The sequence below is a fragment of the Providencia sp. PROV073 genome, assembly GCF_033688125.1.
In the GTDB taxonomy this organism is placed as follows: Bacteria; Pseudomonadota; Gammaproteobacteria; order Enterobacterales; family Enterobacteriaceae; genus Providencia; species Providencia hangzhouensis.
Genome location: NZ_CP096353.1, coordinates 558,101 through 582,813, shown reverse-complemented (window position 1 = coordinate 582,813; position 24,713 = coordinate 558,101). Strand labels below are relative to the sequence as shown.

Genomic DNA, 24,713 nt, shown 5'->3' with positions numbered 1-24,713 from the left:
CTTAGTTAGCTGAGGAAAAGAGGCGGACAATATACTTGATAGATCAGGGAATTGAAATGACTAGCATGGTAAGAAAAGAGGGCAAGATTTGGAAAGTCGAATATATTTTATAAGCCACTGGTTAATAGCATAAAAATTCTATCTCATCACACCCCACTCCCCCATACTTCAGGCCGTCATAAAGATAATAAAAAGATAAATTAACCAATTAACCCTGTGAACACCACAAATTAATCGGTCAATTTATCCGTAATGGGACGTTAGTTGTTTTTTTCCACATACAAAGTCTGTGATGGGAATGCAAAGTCAGCATCGTGGCGTTTAACTATCTCAATGATCTTCAAATACACCGCTTGCTGTGCGGCTAGCCATTCAGCCCAAACCGTTGTTTTGGTAAAGCAATACACCATAATATTTAACGAAGAGTCGGCAAAAGCATCGAAATAAACTAATAAGGTTTGGCTGGTATCGATATTCACATCTTGTTGTAACATCGTGCGGATATCATCGACAATAGCTCCAATTTTGTCTGAATCTTCGTAACGCAAACCAATTTCAGTTTTGATACGTCGGTTAGTCATGCGCCCCGGGTTTTCCACACTAATAGAAGAAAAAACCGAGTTGGGAATGTATAGCGGACGGTGGTCAAACGTAATAATTTTAGTGATCCGCCAGCCGATTTCAACCACCGTGCCTTCAATGTTTCTATCCGGTGAGCTGACCCAATCGCCAATATTGAAGGGCCGGTCAAAGTAGAGCATTAACCCAGAGAAAAAATTACTCAGGATATCTTTACCGGCCATACCGATAGCAATACCGCCAATCCCGCCAAACGCCATCAAACCAGAAAGGCTCATCCCAAAATGCTCGCCAAACAGCAGTACCATAATGACAAATATCGCTGTTTTAAACACGCGGGCAACAATACGTGCCGAAGTGGGGTCACTGCCTTTTTTAATCTGTGCTTTTTCTAGTCGGTTCGCTAGTTGGAACAGTTTTCGCATTAAAATCAATGCAATCAATGAGATGGTAATAAAATTAACCAAAGAAGTGGAAATAAAGGTTAAATCAAAATCTTTTGCGGCCATGTCTACATATTGAGCAATAACAATAACCACGCCACACAGCACAACAGTTTGAATCACATTGATCAAAATACTTTTGCGTTTATGTTTATGCTTACGGCGTTTATGTACAATCTCAAAAGCTAAATAGATTGCGAGAAAAGTCGCAATTAAGGTCATACCAATCGCATATTTTTCAAGTAATGCTTCTATCATTTCTAACCGCCCTAAAATTTACCTGATAGATCTTATTTTTATTTGTTTTACTGTGTATTGTTTTTCGTTATCTTGTTATTAAGATAACAATTATAAAGATAATTTTCCCAATAATTATCAGGTACTTTTTAGATTATCCAATAATGAATAACAACCTATTTTCCCCAAATGATAAAGAAATAAAAAATGTCCATGCCCTTAGACCATACCAACAGTATAACTATTTTGTCGGTAAAATCGCTGACTGGGAACAGGTATGGAGCCTCGGTGATGGGAAAAATATCGTTACCGCATGGAATGATGAAAAATGTCTTTTTCTCCCCCTATGGCCTGCCAAAGCATTTGTTGAGTTGTGTTTAACGGGTGAATGGGCAAATTTTACGCCAATGCTATTTACCCTTAAACACCTGATGACAGAAATTCTGCCTGATATGCATGAAGCAAATATTAAGGTTGCATTGATGATGCAGTCTGATGGGGAAAAAACATTAGTTTATGATGCCGCGGCGCTTCTGCGCGATTTAGAAGAAGAATGTCAGCAATATGAGTAAAAGGCAGCAATGTGCTGCCTTTTTAAAGTAAAAAACTACTTTTCAACACCAGTAGTGACAGTAAATTCACGAGTTTGCCCTGCCTCTAACCAAATCAGTGTTTGGTTATTTTTCGCCGCAAGGAAACCTTCTGGACGACAAGTTGCAGGGAGTACAAATGCGCCAACTTTTTGGTCACCATTATACAAAATCCAACGAGTTGCATAATTTAGCTCATTAGATTTAAAACGCGTTACAAACGTATCTCCTGCGGGTGAAATCATCCTAAACTCAGGCGTTGCGGTATATTGGCTGAGGTCATCCATAAAAAACACAATTTCAGGGTCACACATTTGTGGCTGATTAAGCTGATTTAATGAGACTTTGCCAGATTTCAACGCTTCATTAAATGCGAGCCATTTTTCAGTTGGCTGTACATGCCCCGGTATTGATTCACGCAATTTAATCGCATTTTCGGGGATATTTTGTGTCAATGTTGCATTCTCCACGTAAGCATAATTCATATGGCACATATATTGGAGAGGCATAGGCACCGATGCTAAATTGGTGACTGACATATGAATATCAAATAATGCACTATCTGAGTTTAATTGCACTGACGGTGTCGCACGATAATGATGACCAAAACCCATCACATACTCATATTCGCCGACGACTTTTAAACTTTCGCCAGTCAGTTCAAGCCAAGCGCTATCCATTGCTGCACAAGGCATTTCCCCATGTAATGGATGTGAATCTTCTGGTGAAGGGCAACCATTACTGATTAAACCTGAATGGAATGCAAAGCAACCGTAGGTTTCAACTACCGTTGGAACACGTTTTGGCGCTGAAAACATATTTTCCATTTTCAGATTTTGGCCACAAAATTGTGCATCCCAAATCATTTGTCCTAAAAAAGGTAAAATCGTTAAATACCCTTGCTGATTTTCAATTCGTAGCCCTTCCACGCCAGTTTGGTAACGAAATGCAGTGGCAGTAAATTGGTTATTTTTTAAAATAAGCGTCGGGTTTTCCGTAAATAAGCTTTTGTGAAGAGGTATCAATGTATTCATTTTCATACTCACGGTTTAATAAGATAAATGGAATTGGGTAGCTCACACTACCCAATTTGAGCACTATTTTGCAGCTTGTTTGGCTTTAAAGCGGCGTTCACCAACGAAGTAAATACCGACATACACGAAGCACAGCATGGAAACGAGGAATGAAAGTTGTAATGAGTGCAGCATATCTGCGACATAGCCTTGAACGGCAGGAACAACCGCAGCACCGACAATCGCCATCACAATGACCGCCCCAGCCATTTCGGTATGCTCATTATCAACGGTATCCAAAGTACCTGCATAAATGGTTGCCCAGCAAGGTCCAAACAAAATACTCACCATGACCGCTGCATACACCGCAGTGAAACTCGGAATAAACGCAACATAAATCAGGAACAACGCCCCAATCACCGAGTAGATAATTAGGACTTTTTCTGCATTAAAGCGAGTCATTAGAATATTGGCGATAAACTTCCCAATAAAGAAACAGGCAAAGCTATACACCATAAAGTTTGAGGCATCGCGTTCGTTAATATCCCCCATCTCTAATGCGAGACGAATGGTAAATGACCACACAGCCACTTGCATACCGACATATAAAAATTGGGCAATGATTCCTTTTCTAAAGCGACTATTTTTCGCTAAATATTTTAAGGTTTCTAATGCAGTAGGACGCTTATGATCTTGCGTTTCTGCCACTTTACATTTAGGGAACTTGGTAATAAGGAATAAGATCATTACCACAACCAATACCATAATCATATAACGGTAAGGTTCGAGGGTATTTTCCAACATGGCTAAACGGAATTCATGAATTTGTTCCGCATTCATTCCTGCCATTTGGTTTTGTAAGCTATCCCCCTCGGAAAATACCAGATACTTACCTAGCAAGATCCCGCCCGCTGCGCCAATTGGGTAGAAAGTTTGGCTAATATTTAAACGCAATGTCGCGTATTGTTTAGGCCCTATCATTGAGCTATATGTATTTGCTGCGGTTTCAAGGAAGCTTAAACCAATCGCAATGGCGAAAATAGCTGCCAAGAACATGGTGTAAGTCGCCATATGAGACGCAGGGAAGAACATACTGCAACCCGCGATGTATAGGATCAGCCCCACCATAATGGCATATTTATAACTGGTTTTTTTGATCACTAACGACGCTGGAATAGCGATTAAGAAATAACCGCCATAGAATGCACTTTGCACTAAAGCAGAGGCGAAGTTACTGAGTTCAAAGACACTTTTAAACTGTGTGATTAAAATATCATTTAATGCTGCAGCACATCCCCATAATGGGAACAGACACGATAGTAGGATAAATTGGAATAGAGGAGTCTTACTCAGGTAGCCATCCGGTAACTGAGTGATGTTCTTAATGTTCATAGTAACCCTTATATTTTTATAATTTATACCCGATGAGTGGCTATGTGGCTCTGATGACCACTTAATTATTCAAAGGGTATATAGCTACGTTGGACTATTATTATTTAGCTATTCATTAGCTGTGTTGATTTGCACAAATTCATTAAATTGCTCAACACTTGGATAAGAAGATTGAGTCCCTTTCCCTGTCACACTGAAGGCCGAAAACATCACTGCTTTTTTCAGTGCTTCTTCAATATTCCCCGTATGGACATAGTAATGAGAGAAACAGCCGATAAAGGCATCCCCTGCACCACTGGTGTCAATGGCATTCACTTTAATTGCGGGTATATGTAACTCACTGTCGCGAGTCATCCATAACGCCCCTTTATCTCCTAATGTCACGATGACATTTTTTAACCCTTTATCCAGCAAAGACTGTGCGGCACGACGGATGTTATCCATCGTGTCTACTGGCATATTGGTTAAAATTTCTAATTCCGTTTCATTAGGTACAAAGAAATCACATCGGCAAGCAAAATCGAGATCGAGCGTACGTTGCGCTGGAGCTGGGTTGAGCAACACTGGGATCCCATGTTTATTGCCGAATGAAATTGCGTGATAAACCGTCTCAAGCTGGACTTCTAATTGCAGGACGATCAATTTACATTTTTTCAGATCTTCCGCTGCGCGATCGATATCTTCCGGGGATAAAAATTTATTCGCCCCTTTGACGATCAAAATGCTATTTGATGAATTTTGATTAACAAAAATAGGCGCGACACCACTTGAGGTACAAGGTACTTTTTCCACATAACGGGTGTTAATACCGTAAGACTCAAGATTGCGGATCGTATTATCTGCAAAAATATCATCGCCGACTTTGGTTAACATGATCACTTTTGAATTTAACTTAGCAGCAGCAACCGCTTGGTTCGCACCTTTACCGCCGCAACCAATTTTGAAAGCTGGCGCTTCTAACGTTTCGCCTTCTTTTGGCATTTGATCGATATAAGTGATCAAATCAACCATGTTTGAACCAATAACTGCTATATCCATAATGTCCCTCGTGTTAAATAAATCACATAATGATATGATAGTAACATTATCATGTTGCAAAAATATCATTTGTGATTAGGATCTCGAATAACGAATGATCAAGTGTTATATCTACCACATTTCCTCATTCTTTGTTGTCTATCCCACATTTATATAGGAAAGTTGAAAATGCAAGACTTAGCAAAATATATTGATCACACTTTACTTGCTGCGAATGCGACTGTCAGCGATATTACTAAACTGTGTACGGAAGCTGCTGAACACCATTTTGCCTCTGTATGTGTGAACACAGGTTATGTTCCTTTAGCCAGCGAACTTTTAAAAAACAGCGACGTTAAAGTTTGCTGTGTGGTAGGCTTTCCACTAGGGGCATGCTTAACTGAAGCCAAAGCATTTGAAGCCGCAGAAGCTGTCCGCCGTGGCGCTGATGAAGTCGATATGGTTATCAACATTGGCATGCTAAAAAGTGGCGACTTAGACTTTGTCCGTCGTGATATCGAAGCGGTATTTGCAGCCTGCGGTAAAGCAACATTAAAAGTTATTTTAGAAAACTGCCTATTAACTGATGAAGAAATTACACAAGTTTGTGAAATTTGCCGCACAATTAAAGTCGGTTTTGTGAAAACTTCAACAGGTTTCAGTACAATGGGTGCAACAGAGCACCATGTCGCCCTGATGCGTAAAGTGGTTGGTGATGAAGTCGGTGTAAAAGCCTCCGGTGGTGTGCGTGACCGTGAAACCGCAATTAAAATGATTGAAGCTGGCGCAAACCGTGTAGGTGCCAGCGCGAGTGTAGCAATTGTCACAGGAACGGCGACCAAGCCGAGTGACTACTAAGTGATGGGGCGCGGTCTAACCGCGCCAATTTTGTGCATTTAAAAAGGATTGTAGGGTGATAGAAACTAAACAAAAAGAACGCCTTCGCCGTTTAAGTGAATGTTTAAAACGTTCAGGACGCATTCATTTAAAAGAAGCCGCTAGAATACTCGAAGTTTCAGAGATGACTATCCGACGAGATCTCAGCGCAGACACAGAAGGCCCCATTCCTATGTCACTCCTTGGCGGCTATATTGTTTCTGTTACCCAACCAGCCAACTTAGCTACCCAAGAGCCGCAAGCCGATGTTTTTACCCCTGACCAAACCGAAGAATTATATATCCCTAATCTTGCCGCTAGTATGGTGACAGAAGATGATGTGATTTTCTTTGATAATGGCATTGAAATGGCCACCTTGATTTCACTCATCCCCGAAGAGATTAATTTCACTGGCATTTGTTACTCACATAACGTTTTTCTCGCCCTTAGCCAAAAGAAAAATGCCACCGCACTTTTATGTGGTGGGGAGTATCGCCCTAAAAGTGATTCTTTTTACAACCCTTCACTCCCTTCATTACTTGATTCAATCAACCCTAAAAAAGCCTTTATTTCAGCGGCTGGCGTGCACGGAAATTTTGGCGTAACTTGCTATAATCTCGATGATTTACCAATGAAGAAAAAAGCGATGGAAAAATCTATCCGTAAGATTTTACTCGCCCCTTATAACCTGTTCGATGAAGTCGCGACCGCCAATATGGGGGAATTATCACAATTTGATGTGATAGTCACAAATAGGCAGCTTTCTGATGAATATGAAACATATTGCCGTAATGGCTTTGTGAAAGTAATTTATTAAAATCGCCAATAGATTTAGCGGACAATATCTTGCCCGCTAACATTAAATCTTCACGGTTAAATAGTCTTCTGCAATTTCTGTTGCGAGGAACACCGATTGGCACTCTGCAAGCAATCTTGGTATATCTTCACTCACGTAGCGACCACTAATATGAGTTGCGATAAAACGCTTAACCCCAGCAGCACGTGCTAACTCCGCCGCTTGTACTGTAGTCGAGTGGCCACGCTCATTAGCTTTTTGTGCAAATTCGGCCTCTAAGGTGGTTTCATGGATCATCACATCGGCATTTCTCGCAAGCTCCAGTGCTTGTTCTGTCGGTTGAGTATCACCAAAAATCGCAACGACTTTACCGGGAACAGGCTCACCAAGGTAATCAGTCCCATTCACGACTCGCCCATCATCAAGAACAATGGTTTCACCCGCTTTAAGCGCTTGCATCCAAGGGCCACGAGGAATATTGTCATTGGCTAATTTGACTGCGTCTAATGCACCACTTTTTGGGTGCTCTTCAATACGATAGCCGTAGCACTCAACACGGTGGTCAAGAGCATAAGCCGTCACAATTAACTCCCCATCATCAAATAACTGCCCAGTTTCAATTTCAACGATTTCCAACGGGTATGTCATATAAGACACACTCACGGCTAATACCGTTTCAATATAGTGTTTTAACCCTTTTGGACCATAAACAGTCAGTGGGTCTGTCGCTCCACCCATTGAGCGGCTACATAACAAACCGGGTAGACCAAAAATATGGTCACCATGTAAATGGGTAATAAATATTTTCTCAATTTTTGGCGTTTTAAATGGGCTATTTAAAATGCGATGTTGTGTCCCTTCGCCACAATCAAATAACCAGTAGCTTTTACGGATACCGACCAAATTTAATATCATACTGGTGACATTGCGCTCTTTTGTCGGCACCCCAGCACTGGTTCCTAAAAATGTTAACTCCATAACTTCCTCATCTAATTTGTTGTTTTTATTATGGTAAGATTTTTTCCAATAAAAAAATCATTTATTTTAATCTGTATAGTATTCCGTATTTTTTGATTATCAACCAAAGCCAGTTATTCCAAATATTTCCAATATACAAATCGTATTTCCATATTCATCCGATCAATTCACAAGCACTGATCATTGTCTGCCCTGAAAATAGCGATATTAATATTTATATCAGGAATATGTTCGATGAATCCCCCTTCGTCAAAATTGAAACCTAAACTACCGAACAGTTTGCTCCTCTCTACGGCAATTTGGTCTACGGCTATTTTGCCAATGGTGCCAAGTTATGCCCAAATCGTCCATTTAGACGATTTACCTACACTCGGTAGTCAGGCCATTCAATTTGAAGGAACCCAACCCGAAGTCCTCCAACCTGAAGATAGTACTGAACGTTTTTTAGCGGAATATGGACAAAATGCCGCAAACTTTGCTTCTGAAGAAAAAAACACCAAAAATCTGGCAGATATGGCACAAGATTACGCTCGCCATAAAGCCGCAAATATGGCGACGGATGAAATAACACATTGGTTATCCAAAGCCGGTAATGCCAGGCTAAATATTAATCTCGATAAAAAATTGTCAATTAAGACCTCTCAATTAGATTGGTTAGTACCTTGGTATGAACAGCAAGATTTGTTGTTATTTTCTCAGCACAGTATTCACCGTACTGATGGCCGGCTACAGACCAATAACGGTATTGGTTTACGTCATTTCCAACAAAATAGCATGATAGGGGTAAATGCTTTCTTTGATCATGATTTATCCCATTACTATTCGCGCTTAGGGTTTGGTGTGGAATATGCTCAAGATTACGTTCGAATGAGTGCGAATAGCTATTTGGGACTATCGACTTGGCGCAGTGCATCCGAATTAGCCGATGATTATAACGCACGCCCCGCCAACGGCTGGGATATTCAACTTGAAGGTTGGCTATCCACGTATGCGAATTTAGGTGCAAACCTAAAACTGGAACAATATTACGGAGATGACGTCGCTTTATTTGGCAAAAATGAGCGCCAGAAAGACCCAATGGCGGCTACCGTCGGCGTCAATTGGTCTCCATTTCCCCTGCTCGCAATAAATGCAGAACATAAAATAGGCAATAGTGGAACAAATGAGACAAATGCAAAAGTGGCGTTTAATTGGTTGCTAGGAAGGAGCTTAGCGCAACATCTTGATACTTCGGCGGTAGCGGCCACTCGCCATATTTCCAGCAATCGTTATGATTTTATTAACCGTAATAACAACATTGTGTTGGAATACCAAAAGAAAAGCTTAATTTCATTATCATTACCGAAAGTTATTCAGGGTATGACAGGAGAAGAACTTTCTATTATCCGCAATTTAACCACGAAATACCCGCTAGAAAAAATAGTGATAGAAGCCCCTGAATTGATAGCCGCTGGGGGGGAAATACACCTTAATGGCAGAGAAAGTTCAGTAAAACTACCGTCTTATAAAATTGCCAATCATCCATTTAAAAACTCACAACTCAATCTTTATCGCTTAACCGTGACGGCTTATGACACTAATGGAAATGTCTCACCACAAGCAGAAACGTTAATTGAAGTTACCAACACAGGCGCTCTCACTATCACCCATAAGAATACCGCAAAAAGAAATAATGCTGTCGCTGATGGTAAAAATACAAATATATTCACTGTAGTAATTAAAGATACTCTTGGCCACCCAGTACCCAATGCGAAAGTCAATTTCACATTGCCTGCAAATCTTAATTCTATTAATCAAAAAAATACGGGATATTATTCATTACTTAATCATTTTATGTGGAAGGCTCAGGCAGAAAAATCAGTTTCTGACCAATCCCATAGCATCATCGCTAACAGTAAAGGTGAAGCTTCCATTCAATTTACTAGTTTGGTATCAGGAAGTTATGCAATAAAAGCAAATATTGAGCATGGTACAGAAATGACTGAAATGTATAACTTTAAATCCGATATTAGCCAGTCATTTATTGGTAGCATTGATATCATTCAAAACAATGCAGTGGCAGATGGGATCAGTAAAAACAAAATTAAACTGCATATTGTGAATAATAGCCGACAAAGCATCGCAGGGGCACGTGTTCACTTTGAAGCACCAAATGCCGTTATCACACCAACTAAATTGACTGATGAATATGGAAATACAGAATTAGAAATCAGCAGCTTAGTCGAAGGTTCTATAAATATCATTGCCACCCTGAATGGCGATAGTCGAACAATACAAGTTAACTTTCTAAGGAATGGATCTACGATAAATATTCACCCAAGTACTGGGACTCTTTTCAGATCTCCAGTAAATAAGCAAAATAGGCCTACACGCACGCCGTTAAGTTTGCTAAGGCAACTATTTCAAAAAATAAGCTAATATTGCCCATAATAAAACAAACTTAATTTAGCGGTTCTTTCAGCGTCAAAATTAGCCCCTTAACAGGGGCATTTTTCATTCCGCTAGCCTAGTTTATGGCTTAATTGCATTGTGACTAGGTTGACTATTATACCAATCAAACACCGAATTTTTTAAGCTAATAAATTGTTTTTATTCAAGTAATATCTATTCCCAACCGAGAAAAACGCTTTCATATTAGCGAGAGAATTGTTTTGTAGGGCTATCAATAGAAGCCGCCCATTCCGCGTTTTTCCACCTTGTAAATTCCGCTTCTTTTTAAGTCAAACTAATTCACAAGCTCTTACCACTATAAGCATTCAACAATAGCCAAATTAATATTGAAACTAGGAATGAATTGAATGAACCCCGCTACGTCAACCACAAAACCAACATTGAGACATCAAATCTCAAATGGCTTTGTCCTCTTTACTGCAATATGGTCATCAGCCGTCATGCCGGTTATGCCAAGCTATGCAAAAATGCTCACACCGGATAACCTTCCTACTCTAGGGAGTGACCCCGTATTAACCAATGATGATAAAACAGCACAGTTTATTGCCGAATATAGCCAAAGCGCAGCACGTTTTATCTCTGATAAGAAAAAAGCTGCTGATCTTGCAGATATGGCACAAGACTTCGCTCGCAGTAAAGCCACAAACGCTGCAACAGATGAAATAAATCGTTGGTTATCCAAAACGGGTAATGCCAAATTCAGTGTTGACGTAGATAAAAAATTAACTATAAAAAACACCCAGTTAGATTGGCTAGTTCCTTGGTATGACAGTACTGATTTATTATTGTTTACCCAACATAATATTCACCGTACCGATGCCCGCTTACAGACCAATAATGGTATTGGGGTTCGTCGCTTTACCCCAGAGAGTATGATGGGCGTCAATGCCTTTTTTGATCATGACTTATCTCGCTACCACTCTCGCCTAGGTTTCGGGGCAGAGTACGCACAAGACTTCTTAAAGCTGAGCGCGAATACCTATTTACGCACATCAGCATGGCGTAGCGCGCCTGAATTAAATCATGACTCCAATGCTCGCCCTGCCAATGGATGGGATTTACACGCTGAGGGTTGGTTACCCTCTTACCCAAATATTGGCGGAAATCTTAAATTTGAACAGTATTTCGGTGATGATGTTGCCTTATTCGGTAAAGATAAACGCCAAAAAGACCCTCTTGCCACTACCGTTGGCGTGAATTGGACACCTTTCTCGCTACTCACCTTAAGTGCAGAACATAAAATCAGTGGTGGATTAACGGAAACTAATGCCAAAGTCCAGCTAACTTGGGCATTGGGCAAAAGTCTTGCTGAGCAGCTCGATCCAAGCAAAGTGGGGGATTCACGCCGTTTACTGGGCAGTCGCTATGATTTTGTAAACCGTAATAACAACATCGTACTGGAATACCAAAAGAAAGCGCTAATAACGCTATCATTGCCAGCGATGATCCAAGGAAGCACTGGAGAACAGGTATCTTTAATCAATGCCGTCAACACCAAATATCCGTTAGACAAACTGACCATTCAAGCTCCTGAATTTTTAATGGCGGGAGGAGAAATCACCCTCGATGGTGCTGCGACAAGAGTCAAGCTACCGTCCTATAAAGTGGCAATGACTGAACAAGAAAGGAAAAAAATCAACCTTTACCAATTCACGGTGACGGCCTCTGACAGTAAAGGAAATATTTCACCGCAAGCCACAACATTAGTTGAAGTCACAAACTCTGGCGTACTATCAATTAGTCAAAGTGAGGTTATCAAGCAAGGAAATGCTGTCGCCAATGGCCATGATATTAATACCTTAACGGTTACAGCCAGAGATAGCTTAAATAGCATCGCACCAGACTCAACAGTGGCGTTTATTCTCCCAGCAGAACTAAAGCTCATCACGCCAAAAGCCACTTCTTCAAGAATGGCGTTTAGCAATTTATTCAAAAAAATGCAGGCGGCAAAATCAACTGATAAACAGAAATATCAAGTTACCACCAATATAAAAGGCGAAGCGTCCATTCAATTCACGTCACTGGTCACGGGGGAACACCGAGTTCAAGCAGTGCCAAATGGCGGCGCTCCTATTGATACCGCTTTTTTCTTTATTGCCGATACACACCAAGCACATATTAATCATTTCAATGTTCTTAGTGATAATGCGATTGCCGATGGTAAATCTAAAAATAAAATTCAATTCCATGTTACTGATAATAATGCACATCCCATTAAAGGAGCAGTGCTGCAACTTGAAGCAAAAAATGCAACAGCCAAACAGTTGAGCCCAACCGATGAACAAGGCAATACTGATGTCGAGGTAAAAAGCCAAGTTGCAGGGCCGGTCAAAATAACAGCAGCACTGAATGAGCAAAGTGTCACGGTAGAAACCCATTTTGTATTCGGCCAATTAGCCCATGTCACGATTATAGACCTTGAACAAGCCGCTGCGGGCACAAGCAGCAACATCACCATTTCATTAACTGATATGCACGGCAATGCCGTATCTGGAGCTGATGGTACGGTGACGGTCAATATCGATGGAAAACCAACTCCAATTACCATCACTGAAAACCGTCCCGGTAGTGGGATCTACAACGGAAAATTACCTGGGCAGCATACGGGCTCGCCAAGTATCACCGTCACGGTTGATGGGCAAACATCCTCACCGGAAACATTGATTGTTGAGCAGCCAAAACCGATTTCACCAAACAATACGAACGGGACAGGCCAAAAAGGGGAAAAAGGCGTTATTGATAGCATTATCATCACTCCAAGCAAAACCCATGGTTTACAATCAGGGGATACCCTTGATGTTATAGTGACTATCACCGATGCCTTTGGTAATGGGTTATCAGGCTTAAATACCGATAATATTGATATCGGCAAGCACAAAGGTGACACGCTAGCATGGACGGATAATGGCGATGGTTCTTACACCACTACCTTGCCATTAAGTAAAGTCGGCAACACTGATTTAACGGCTTCCATCAATAGCACGACTAGCCCGAAAATTGACGTTCTCGTCAATAATGCCAGCGGAACTATTCACGTTGATAAAGTGAAAATCACCAAAACAGAAAAACCAGCGGCAGGCACAGATAGTATTGTGACGATAGAGTTAACCGACAAACATGGCAATCACGTTGTTGGTGAAACTGAAGCTATTGCCAATATAAATGGTCAGCCACACACTTTACCGATAACAGAAACATCCCCAGGTATATATGACGTCATTATTCCAGGCCAACTTGCAGGCAACCATATAGTTTCTGTTATCGTTAACGGGGAAGAATCACCAAAAGAGCCGCTTATTGTTGATAAACCACGACCTGTTAAACCTAAAGGCCCAAGTGGTGCGGGGCCAAAAGGAGAATTAGGTGTTATCGATAATATCGTTATCACGACAGGCGATGCTAGCCATCTACAATCTGGCGATAAACTTGAGGTCATCGTATCCATTACTGATGCCTTTAACAACGGCTTATCAGGCCTAGACACCAATAATATCAATATTGGTAAACACAAAGGCGATACCTTGGTATGGGTTGACAACGGTGATGGCTCTTACACCACTATCATACCACTAACCGACGTCGGCAATAATGACCTCACCGTTTCCATTAATGGCTCTAAGAGCCCACAAAAACAAGTCCAAGTTAGCAATGCAAAAGGGAAAGATAAGGTCAGCAAAGTTAAGATCATCAAAACAGAAAAACCCGCCGCAGGTTCAAGTAGCATCCTGACCGTTCAACTAATGGATAAAAACGATAACTCGGTCGTCGGTGAAACTGAGCTTATCGTTAATATTGATAACAAACCACACACTCTCCCCGCAAAAGAAGGAAAACCGGGTATTTATGAGGTTACACTACCTGCACTGCAAGCCGGAAAACATGATATTCATGCGAGTGTGAATGGCATAGCATCCATCAAAGAGAGCTTACTGGTTGAGCAACCAAAACCGATTTCACCAAACAATTCGAATGGAACGGGTCAACAAGGTGAAAAAGGTGTTATCGACAAAGTCGCAATCACACTTGATCACACTCACCGTTTTGAGTCGGGTAATCCTCTTGAAATCACGGTAGCGGTAACTGATGCCTTTGGTAACGGCTTAGCTGGCTTAAATACCGATAACATCGATATCGGTAAACACAAAGGAAATACCTTAAACTGGGTAGATAATGGCGATGGCTCTTATACCACTACCTTGACCTTAACCGACGTTGGTAGCAATGATTTAACTACCTCCATCAATGGTACTCGCAGCCCACACACAGAAGTTCAGGTTAATAACGCCTCAGGGACAACCCACGTTGATAAGGTAAAAATCACCAAAACAGAAAAGCCAGCAGCCGGCGCAAATAGCCTTGTCACTATTGAATTCACTGATAAACATGGTAACCCAGTGGTCGGTGAAATTGAAATTACCGTCAATATTGATGGACAACCTCATAAGCTTCCAGCAAAAGAAAGAAAATCAGGTGGTTATGAAGTCACATTGCCAGCACTGCAAGCAGGTAATCACAGCATTAGCGTAAATGTGAATGGTAAAAACTCGACTGACACAACTTTAGTCGTTAACACTCCAACACCCATTAAGTCGAAAAAACCAGACGGAACAGGAACCAAAGGAGAAAAAGGCGTTGTCGATAATATTGCCATGACAACAGGCGATACCCACAGCTTACAATCTGGCGACCAGCTTGAGCTCACTGTGTCCATCACCGATGCCTTTGGTAACGGCTTGACCGAGCTGAATACCAATAACATTACCCTTGACGGATATAACGGCAAGCCAGTTTGGACGGATAATGGCGATGGTTCTTATACCGCGACTCTCACATTAACTGAAATGGGGTCGAAAGACTTAACCACATCAATTAACGGCCATAAAACCGCCGTCAAATCGATTCAAGTTAACCCAGCCAAAGGGAAAAACAAAGTCAGTAAAATTGGCATCATTCAAACAGAAAAACCCACCGCAGGTTCAACCAGTACATTGACCGTTCAATTAACCGATAACCACGGCAACCCGGTGGTCGGTGAACACGAAATGGTTATTGAGATTGACGGCTTCCAGCACACCCTGCCCGTAAAAGAAGGGAAATCAGGTATTTATGAAATCACGCTGCCAGCGCTGCAAGCGGGTGATCATAAAATTACTGCCACGGTAAACGGCCAAAGCTCCGCTAAAAACACTTTAGAGGTGAAAAAACCAGCCCCAATTCGTTCGAACAACTCAAGTGGAACGGGTAATCGAGGTGAACGAGGCGTTATCAATAACATTACCATGACAACAGGGGATACTACTCGTCTGCAATCAGGTGACAAATTGGCTATTACCGTAACCATCGTTGATGCATTTAATAATCCGTTAACGGCCATCGACACCAGTAATATCATTCTAGATGGATATACAACGAGTTCGCTGAAGTGGTTAGATAATGGGAATGGCACTTACACCACTCCGTTGCTATTAACCCAAACAGGTTCTAATGATTTATTAGCATCTATTAACGGTTATAAGTCACAATTAATTTCCATTACAGTAAGTAATACAGCTGATATCAATAAAGTTGCAAATATCGAGCTGGAGCCAATCTCCCCGAGTGAAGCAGGTGAAAACCAAACTATCACAGTGAAAGTCACCGATAGATATCAGCACCCCGTCACCATGATTAGCAGTATGATAACAGCAAATATCGACGGCCAGTCAACATCCATTATTTTAACAGAATCACTCACCCAAGCCGGTATTTACACAGGAACATTACCCGCAAAAAATATGGGTAAATATACGGTTAAAGCAACAGCTAACAATAAAACCGTATCAAAGCTTTGGACAGTTAAAACTGCCGCGATCATCGCTGTAAAAGAAAAAGATGGGAGTGGTACAAAAAATCAACGTGGTGTCGTTAATACCGTGGCTTTAGCCTCATCATCAGCTAATGACCTGAAATCAGGCCAATTATTACAATTAACCGTAACCCTTAAAGATGGGTTTGGTAACGCTCTTGAAGGCGTCAGTGGCGCGGGTATTCAATTAAAGCACCAACAACCTAACGTAAGTCCCGTTATCTGGACAGACCTTCGAAACGGTAACTACACGGCTATTTTGCCACTCACCAAAATTGGGCAAGACACTTTAACCGTGAAAGTGAACCAAATCACCTCTTCCCCACTGAATATTAACGTAGGGAGTGCGACTGGAACCTCGCAAATCAAGCAAGTTAAAATCAAAGACATCGCTACCCCCGCTGCGGGTGAAACGAGTTCCATCACACTATTAATCACTGATGCCCATGACCAACCTATTACAGGGGTTGATAATAACGCTGTCGTCTCTATCGATGGCGCTGAAGCATTGCTTAAGATCACTGAAACCGTCAACAAAGGGACTTATACCGGTACTCTTTCTGGCCAAAAATCAGGAGACCATAAAGTCATCGTCACTGTGGGCGGCGTAAAATCCACAGGATCAACTTTAACTGTCAGCGCACCTTCTCCAATTACCCGTAATCCGGGGGGGAAATCAGGTACTCACGGTGTGGTTAGTCGTGCAAAACTTACCGTTTTACCAAACAAAAACTTAAAATCTGGTGATACGTTAACGCTCACAGTGACATTGGAAGATGCCTTTGGCAACCCATTAACTGGCGTAGATCTCGCACAATCACTGACTCATAAGCAAGCAGGTAACGTCACTTGGATAGCACAAAAAGATGGAACCTATACCGCCAACTTAGTCTTAACAAAATTGGGGCAAGATCACTTATTTATCACAGCAGATAATATACAAAGCCCAACCATGGGTATTGATGTCAAACCGCAGTTAGGCAATAACGCTATCCATAAAATTGATATCAGTGATATCACCAATCCAACCGCAGGAGCCGAAAGTACCTTCACGGCTGTATTAACTGATGCTCAAGGTAACACGATTGACGGTATCCAAAACCTTGAGGTCACCATTGGTAAACAACCATTAAATATTGCCATCACTCAACAAGCAGATGGCCGCTACATGGGTAAATTACCGGGGCAACAAAGTGGTTCCTATGACCTGATTGTTAGCGTCAATAAGCAAAATTCAGCCAAGAAAACCTTCGTCGTGGCAAAACCCGATACGGTTACTGCAAGCCCAAATGGGAGTGGGCAAAAAGGCCAGCGCGGTGTCGTTAGCCAAGTTGAATTGACAACGGCGATAACAAGCGCCGTATCAGGCCACAATTTACCACTCACGATTACCTTAAAAGACCGCTTTAATAACCCACTAAAAGGCGTCTCTAGTAACCACATCACTCTAATGCACAAACAAACCGGTCATGTGGCTTGGGTCGATCATAACAATGGTCAATACACAGCGACCATACCATTAAAGATATTGGGAAATGATACATTCATCGCCACCGTTAATGGCATAAATAGTTCAGCGACAAACATCACCGTGACAAATTCCACCAATATCAAGCAAGTTAATCAACTGGTCATGGCCGCTATCCCCCCATCGGCAACCGGTTCAGAACAAACCATGACCGTGCAAGCTATTGATATCAACAGTTACGGAGTGACACACATTGCGGATGACATTAAAGTTACTCTCAATGACAAGCCACTTAACTTAACATTTGTTGGATCTCAAACAGATAAAGGCACTTATATCACCACTTTACCTGCGCAAAAAACAGGAAACTATCAGGTTAAAGTGACTGCTAATAAGCAGACAGCGCAGCAAACATGGCAGGTTGCTGCTGCCAAAGCGATTCAAGCAACAAAAGCTGATGCTTCCGGTGCTCAAGGCCAAGCGGGTGTAGTTAATACCCTTGAACTGGCAACAACCCAATCAAGCTTTAAATCAGGTGACACCACAAAACTGACGCTAACCTTAAAAGATGCGTTTGATAACCCTCTTAGCGGTATTGAGGTTAAAAACATCACACTAGCGCATAACCAAACTGGTCAGGTGACTTGGGTTGATAACAAAAATGGCACTTATACCGCTGATTTACTGTTAACGACATTGGGTAAAGATCATTTAGCAGCGACAGTTAACCAGATAAAAAGTGCACCAGTTGGTATTAATGTTGAAAAAGCGATTGGCAATAGCCGTATCCATCAAGTTGATATTGTTAATATCGCCAGCCCGCAAGCAGGTGCAGAAGGCGTCCTTACAGTGTCCTTGACCGATATCAACGGCCACGTAGTCATGGGGATCACTGAAGTCGCTGTGAATATCGGGAAACAACAACCGCTAAATATTGCCGTCACTCAACAAGCAGACGGTAGCTACACAGGGAAATTACCGGGGCAACAAAGTGGTTCCTATGACCTGATTGTTAGCGTCAATAAGCAAAATTCAGCCAAGAAAACCTTTGTCGTGGCAAAACCCGATACGGTCACTGCAAGCCCAAATGGGAGTGGGCAAAAAGGCCTGCGCGGTGTCGTTAGCCAAGTTGAACTGACAACGGCGGCGACAAGCGCCGTATCAGGCGACAATTTACCACTCACAGTTACCTTAAAAGACCGTTTTAATAACCCACTAAAAGGTGTCTCTAGTAACCACATCACTCTAATGCACAAACAAACCGGTCATGTGACTTGGGTCGATCATAACAATGGTCAATACACAACGACCTTACCATTAAAAGTATTGGGAAATGATGCATTCACCGCCACCGTTAATGGCATAAATAGTTCAGCGGCAAATATCACCGTGACAAATTCCACCGATATCAAGCAAGTTAATCAACTGGTCATGGCCGCTATCCCCCCATCGGCAGCCGGTTCAGAGCGAGCCATGAGCGTACAAGCCGTTGATGGCAATGGCCATGGTGTAACACACATTGCAGATGACATTAAAGTCACCCTTAATGATAAACCACTCAACTTAACATTTGTTGGCTCTCAAACAGATAAAGGCACTTATATCGCCACTTTACCTGCGCAAAAAACAGGAAACTATCTGGTTAAAGTGGCTGCCAATAAGCAAAAAGCGCAACAAACTTGGCAGGTGACTGCCGCCAAAGCGATTCAAGCAACAAAAGTTGATGGTTCCGGTGTTCAAGGCCAAGCAGGTGTGGTTAAGACCGTTGAACTGGCGACAGCCCAATCAAGCTTTAAATCAGGTGATACCACGAAACTGACACTAACTTTGAAAGATGCGTTTGATAATGCGCTTAGCAGTATTGAGGTGAAAAACATCACACTAACGCATAACCAAACAGGTCAGGTGACTTGGGTTGATAACAAAAATGGCACCTATACCGCGGATTTGGCTTTAAAAACAATTGGGGAAGATACGTTAACAGCGACTGTAAACAACATTAGCAGCCAAACTGTCGATATTGAGGTGATAAACAGTAAAGGGGCCAATGAGGTCAAAAACGTGGACGTTATCCACATTTTACCGGTAGCTGCAGGAGCTGATAGTACAGTCATCGTCTCTTTGACTGACAAAAATGGACACCCAGTATCCAATATCACCAGTTTGTCCGTTATCATCGATCAGCAAAAGCCATTTTCCATGTCAGTGGGCCAAGCCCCTAGTGGTAATTACGTTGGAACATTACCCGGTCAACAAAGCGGTCAACACAATATTGTGGTGTCTATCCCTACAACGAATACTGTATCAAACAAGAAACCATTTGATGTTAGCAATCCTGCACCAATTGCGGCTGCGGCTAGCGATGGTGGTGGGAAAAAAGGCCAACACAAAGTCGTCAATGAGGTGCAGTTTATCGTTGCGCCAACCGCTAACCTCAAAGCTGGCAATAAAGTCACACTCACCATCATGTTGAAAGATGCCTTTGGTAATGGGTTAAAAGAAGTCTCCAGCAACAGTCTCACTATCATTCACCAACAATCAGGTTCTGTCATATGGAAAGACAATGCGGATGGTACTTATACCGCTGACTTATTATTAAGCAAGCTAGGCACTGACACCTTAAAAGTCACAGCCAATGGCATTAGCCAATCACAGGTTATCGATGTGAAAGCACCGCAGAGTACATCTGTCGTCAACAATATGGTATTAAAAGCAATCAACAAGGTGTTTACAGTCGGTGATCTTGCCGAATTGCAATTAACATTAACGGATAGTCATGGCAATGGTGTTGAAAAAGTACAAGCCAACGATATTCAATTAGAACATAATCATACGCCTGTTCCTAAGCTGGCTTGGTTAGAAAAAGGTGCAGGTATTTACACCACCACGCTCCCATTACATCAACAAGGGAAAAACATCTTTGTTAGCCGAGTTAATCACCAAACCAACACCCCACTGGCGATTCATGTCAGCGCACTAACCGGCCCTGCACAAGTAAAAATTGTTGAGCTCAAAGCCAGCACAAATCAACTGACTGTAGGCAGTAAAACAGAGCTGACACTGATATTAGCAGACCAATGGAATAATGGCGTTGAAGGGGTTATGGCGAAAGATATCACCATAAATGATGCGCATATTAAGAAAAACCTCACAGGTTTAAATTGGCTATCAAAAGGGAATGGAACCTATACTGCGTCAACAACGGTCGCAATTGCAGGAGTTCACTCCCTAAAAGCAACGGTTAACCTAATACAAAGTAAAAATGTATTGGTTAACGCCCTGCCATCGACTAACCAAAACCAGATCAATAAGGTTCAGCTAACAACAAACTTAAGCACCATTACCGCAGGCAGTAACGTCATGCTATCGCTAAAAGTCACTGATAGGGATAACAACCCTGTTATTCACCTCAATAATAATACGATCACACTCACTGACAGTAATAATAAAATATCCGCTGTCTGGGATGAAGATAACCATGGCTTAGGTATCTACAGCACTAACATCATGCTCCATGACGTTAGAACACACCGTCTGGTAGCTAGTATTGGTCAATTTACAGATACAACCAATGTCACTGTCAATTCACCATCAGGTAACAATGCCGTGAAGACAATTACCATTTCACCAATAGCCAACAGTGATACAGGACAGCTTTCATCACTATCAATTGGCTTAACTGACCAATATAAAAACCCAGTTAAAAATGTCAGCAATAGCGATATCTCTGTGACAATTAATGGGCAAAAACAAAACATAATATTTATGGAAAAGAATGGATTACATAAATATACCGCTCAGCTCCCTGCCGCCAAAGCAGGCCGTTACAAAATCAAAGTAGAAATCAACGGACAAGCAGAAACTGCCGAGTGGGTTGTCAACCCTCCTATCGCAATCCCAATCATTTCTTATGATAAAGATGGCTTACGAGGCTCATTAGAGACAATTTCTATTACCCACAGCGCGAAAAATCACATGGTAAACTCAGGTGATAAAGTCACTCTAACTGTCGGGCTAAAAGATAAGTTTGATAACAAACTAACCGGTGCGGCGAGTTCATTGAAATTATTAACTGATTTACATTCAACCTCTGCATGGAAAGAGCTAAGTGGTGGGCTATATACTCAAGAACTCACCATGAACAAGCTACGTAAGCAATCTATTCAAGTGGTGGTAGATAAACTACTAAGCGATAAGCTTGAGTTAACCGTTACCCCTGCCAAAGGTGCAAATAATGTCCATAAAACTACTCTTGAAACCCATGAAGGTACTATTGAGGCGGGTAAAGAAGTGCAATTAACATTAACCTTAACGGATAGCGTTAATAATGGTGTTGTTGATATCAATACTAAAGATATTCAGTTAACAAATAATGGAAAACTAACCAACGTTACATGGGTGAATCCACAAGATGGCGTATATACCACCAAACAGCGGTTAGACACAATCGGTGAGTACCGGTTTAAAGCTACTGTAAATAACCAACCAAGCCGTATCCAAACCGTGGAAGCAACCTATCCAAGTGGGAAAGATGTGGTGAAATCCGCAAAAATGACCACAAACCTCAATAAATTTGATGCCGGTAAGAAAGTTGAATTAACGTTAGAACTGAAAGACCAATATGGCAATCTGGTTACTGGCGTCAATGGCGTTGATATTGCATTAAAAGACAGCCATACCGCAGAAACTATCGATAGCCGCAATATTGCTTGGCATATGGCATCGGTAGGCGTGTATAAAGCCACCTTGCCATTAACCAAAGTCGGTAAACATACATTAACAGCGACAGTAAATAGTATCTCCAAGTCCACGCCAGCTATCACGGTGACAGCATTAAAAGGGGTTAACAATGTTAAGGAGATCAAATTAACCGCAAATAATACCTCAATTAAAGCAGGTGAAAATACCACATTAAACCTAACCATGCTCGATAGCTACGGTAATGAAGTGACCGGTATCATGACAAAAGACATTATGTTCAAAAATACCGACAGCACAATTACCACTAACGCATCGTGGGTAAAAACACCATCAAACGATAATGTCTATACGGCTCAGGTCACGCTAGAGAAAGTTAAAAAGCACACATTATCGGTTGAGGTAAATAAACAGGTAAAAAATGTCGAAATTGAGGTAAAACCACAAGAAGGCGCCCAAAATGTCGCGAAAGTTGAGTTAAATGCCCCAATAACAGTGGCAATTAATGATGACGCGAACCTTCAACTCAGCCTAAAAGATAAATTCGGTAATGGCGTTGTAGCGGTTGATATTTCCGATATTACACTAAAACATTTAAATACATTAATACCAATAGCCTGGGTTGAAGGCAAAGAGGGCAAATACACATCTAACTTAGCGCTAACCAAAGCCGCTACACATCCACTAGAAGTCAAGGTTAATGGGTATTCTTCAGTTGCCAATATCACAGTTGAAAACCCGAAAGGGGTTAAAAATGTGGCAAATATCAACATGAAACCGTCAATAACCGCAGATAGTTCAGGGAAACTCACAACCAATCCAGGGAAAGAGTTCAAGTTAACATTCACGTTAACTGACCAATATGGCAATGGAGTCACTGAATTAAAAGCAACAGATATCAACTTAGCTGGTTCTCAAAAACCAAGTTCAGTGCCAATAACCGCATGGCAAGAAAATGTCCTGAAGAAAGGCGAATACATTGCCACTGTATCACTGATTCAAACAGCACAGCATGTTTTGACAGCAAAAGTGAATACTGTTTCTGATACCGCACAGATATCGGTTACCCCATTCAGTCACCCTGATTACGTTGCATCCGTTGAATTGAAACTTGCTAAAACTAATATCAACATCGGTGAAAATGTTAAATTTGAGCTAAAAGCCAAGGATAAGTATGGTAATGACGTGTTTGTTAATGAAAGCGATATTGCAATACATAATAAATCTCAAAAATCATCAGAAATTAAAGAGAAGTGGGATATCACAAAAGACACTTTCACTCGCCAGTATAAAGGAACATTCCGTTTTACAAAACCTGGAGAGTACATAATCTCAGCGATTGTAGGTAAGGCTAATAGTAATTCTGAGAGGATTACTATTGAAGCTGGTGCACCTGTATTTGCCTCAGGGAAAAGCACATTCACTGTAAGTAACGATGAAACAAGTACAACTGATATCAAAAACACTGAGATAAAGTTAGTACTTAAAGATGATAATGGTCATTTGATTACAGGGAAAAAACCAAAATTAGAAGTCATATCAAGCACAACCCATAAACGAGTACCGAAGGATATGACAGAAACATCGGCAGGAACATATACAGCTGAGCACATGAACGCTCCTGATGCAGAAATTGCTCAAATTAAATTATTCAGCGATTCAATTAATTATAAGGGGAGCGATAAATATACTCAAATTGTCAATTACGGCAAAATGTCAATTACACGATTAGGTGTTGAAGAAACCTATCAAGTTGATGATCGATTCCCTTCTACTGGGTTTACTGGAGCGCAATTTGCCATTGAACCTTCACTAGGTTTTGCTTCTGAATATAAGTGGGAGGTTAACCAAAATTGGCTAACTATTAATGAAAAAGGTGTTGTGACTATGAAGACACAGCCGGAAAGCCCCCGCAGTGCAAAAGTCACTATCACAGGAAAACCTAAGCGTATGAATAGCAAGAATATGGTATATACCTTTAACATGGATAAGTGGTTTAGCGCAGGGCCGAAATTGAACTTGAATGATGCAATGGGGTATTGTACTAATTCTCAAAAGATAGCCAGTCCAGAAGATATAAAACATAGTAAAATCTCGCTATTCACCCAGTGGCCAGAGAAAACCATTAACGACAACATGAAACTAGACCAAATAGCAGCAGACGGCTGGATTTGGACAATAACCAAGTACATGACCATCTACCATCTATCATCACATCATTATTTAGGAAGCAGACGAACTACCGGTGATTTTGGGGTTGTGTGTGTTAAAGAGTATTAATTGTCATTAGGTTTAAATTCTTGTTATTTATCAGCCCCCTCTTGGGGGCT

The 24,713-nt window shown here is 41.4% G+C and carries 10 protein-coding genes; 5 read left to right on the top strand and 5 right to left on the bottom strand.

Translation table 11 applies throughout. The features are described 5' to 3' along the window. Positions 1 to 260: 260 nt before the first annotated feature. Positions 261 to 1,280: a mechanosensitive ion channel family protein gene (locus M1F17_RS02465; RefSeq protein ID WP_004260937.1), complete on the bottom strand. Its 1,020-nt coding sequence runs from the start codon at positions 1,278 to 1,280 to the stop codon at positions 261 to 263. 143 nt (positions 1,281 to 1,423) lie between these two features. Between M1F17_RS02465 and M1F17_RS02460 the strand changes: the two genes are divergently transcribed. Beyond that, positions 1,424 to 1,831 (top strand): DUF2750 domain-containing protein, encoded by a 408-nt coding sequence (locus M1F17_RS02460; RefSeq protein WP_318837221.1) that lies wholly within the window; start codon positions 1,424 to 1,426, stop codon positions 1,829 to 1,831. Positions 1,832 to 1,866: 35 nt separating this feature from the next. On the opposite strand, the gene M1F17_RS02455 is transcribed toward M1F17_RS02460, so the two are convergent. The 3 genes from M1F17_RS02455 to rbsK form a co-directional block, all read right to left on the bottom strand. Beyond that, the gene (locus M1F17_RS02455; protein ID WP_167732467.1) at positions 1,867 to 2,883 is read right to left on the bottom strand and encodes an aldose 1-epimerase family protein; all 1,017 of its coding nucleotides are present in this window, start codon (positions 2,881 to 2,883) and stop codon (positions 1,867 to 1,869) included. A 63-nt stretch (positions 2,884 to 2,946) separates the two neighbouring features. After that, positions 2,947 to 4,254 carry an L-fucose:H+ symporter permease gene (gene fucP, locus M1F17_RS02450; protein ID WP_144139531.1) on the bottom strand — a complete coding sequence of 436 codons (1,308 nt, stop codon included), beginning with the start codon at positions 4,252 to 4,254 and terminating at the stop codon, positions 2,947 to 2,949. 108 nt (positions 4,255 to 4,362) lie between these two features. Next, positions 4,363 to 5,292 carry a ribokinase gene (gene rbsK / locus M1F17_RS02445; protein ID WP_094961414.1) on the bottom strand — a complete coding sequence of 310 codons (930 nt, stop codon included), beginning with the start codon at positions 5,290 to 5,292 and terminating at the stop codon, positions 4,363 to 4,365. 168 nt (positions 5,293 to 5,460) lie between these two features. Here rbsK and deoC point away from each other — a divergent pair, with 168 nt between their 5' ends. Continuing rightward, the gene (deoC, locus tag M1F17_RS02440) at positions 5,461 to 6,129 is read left to right on the top strand and encodes a deoxyribose-phosphate aldolase (RefSeq protein ID WP_096864595.1); all 669 of its coding nucleotides are present in this window, start codon (positions 5,461 to 5,463) and stop codon (positions 6,127 to 6,129) included. Positions 6,130 to 6,184: 55 nt separating this feature from the next. After that, complete coding sequence (gene deoR, locus M1F17_RS02435) at positions 6,185 to 6,964, top strand: DNA-binding transcriptional repressor DeoR (protein ID WP_004260957.1); 780 nt, start codon at positions 6,185 to 6,187, stop codon at positions 6,962 to 6,964. Positions 6,965 to 7,006: 42 nt separating this feature from the next. Here the strand turns inward: deoR and rnz are convergent, their stop codons facing one another. After that, positions 7,007 to 7,921, bottom strand: coding sequence for a ribonuclease Z (gene rnz, locus M1F17_RS02430; protein ID WP_144139534.1), 915 nt, complete (start codon positions 7,919 to 7,921; stop codon positions 7,007 to 7,009). Positions 7,922 to 8,155: 234 nt separating this feature from the next. On the opposite strand from rnz, the gene M1F17_RS02425 reads away from it, so the two are divergent. Next, positions 8,156 to 10,339, top strand: coding sequence for an inverse autotransporter beta domain-containing protein (locus tag M1F17_RS02425; protein WP_318837220.1), 2,184 nt, complete (start codon positions 8,156 to 8,158; stop codon positions 10,337 to 10,339). A gap of 380 nt (positions 10,340 to 10,719) precedes the next feature. Further along, positions 10,720 to 24,663 carry an invasin domain 3-containing protein gene (locus M1F17_RS02420; RefSeq protein WP_318837219.1) on the top strand — a complete coding sequence of 4,648 codons (13,944 nt, stop codon included), beginning with the start codon at positions 10,720 to 10,722 and terminating at the stop codon, positions 24,661 to 24,663. Positions 24,664 to 24,713: the final 50 nt, after the last annotated feature.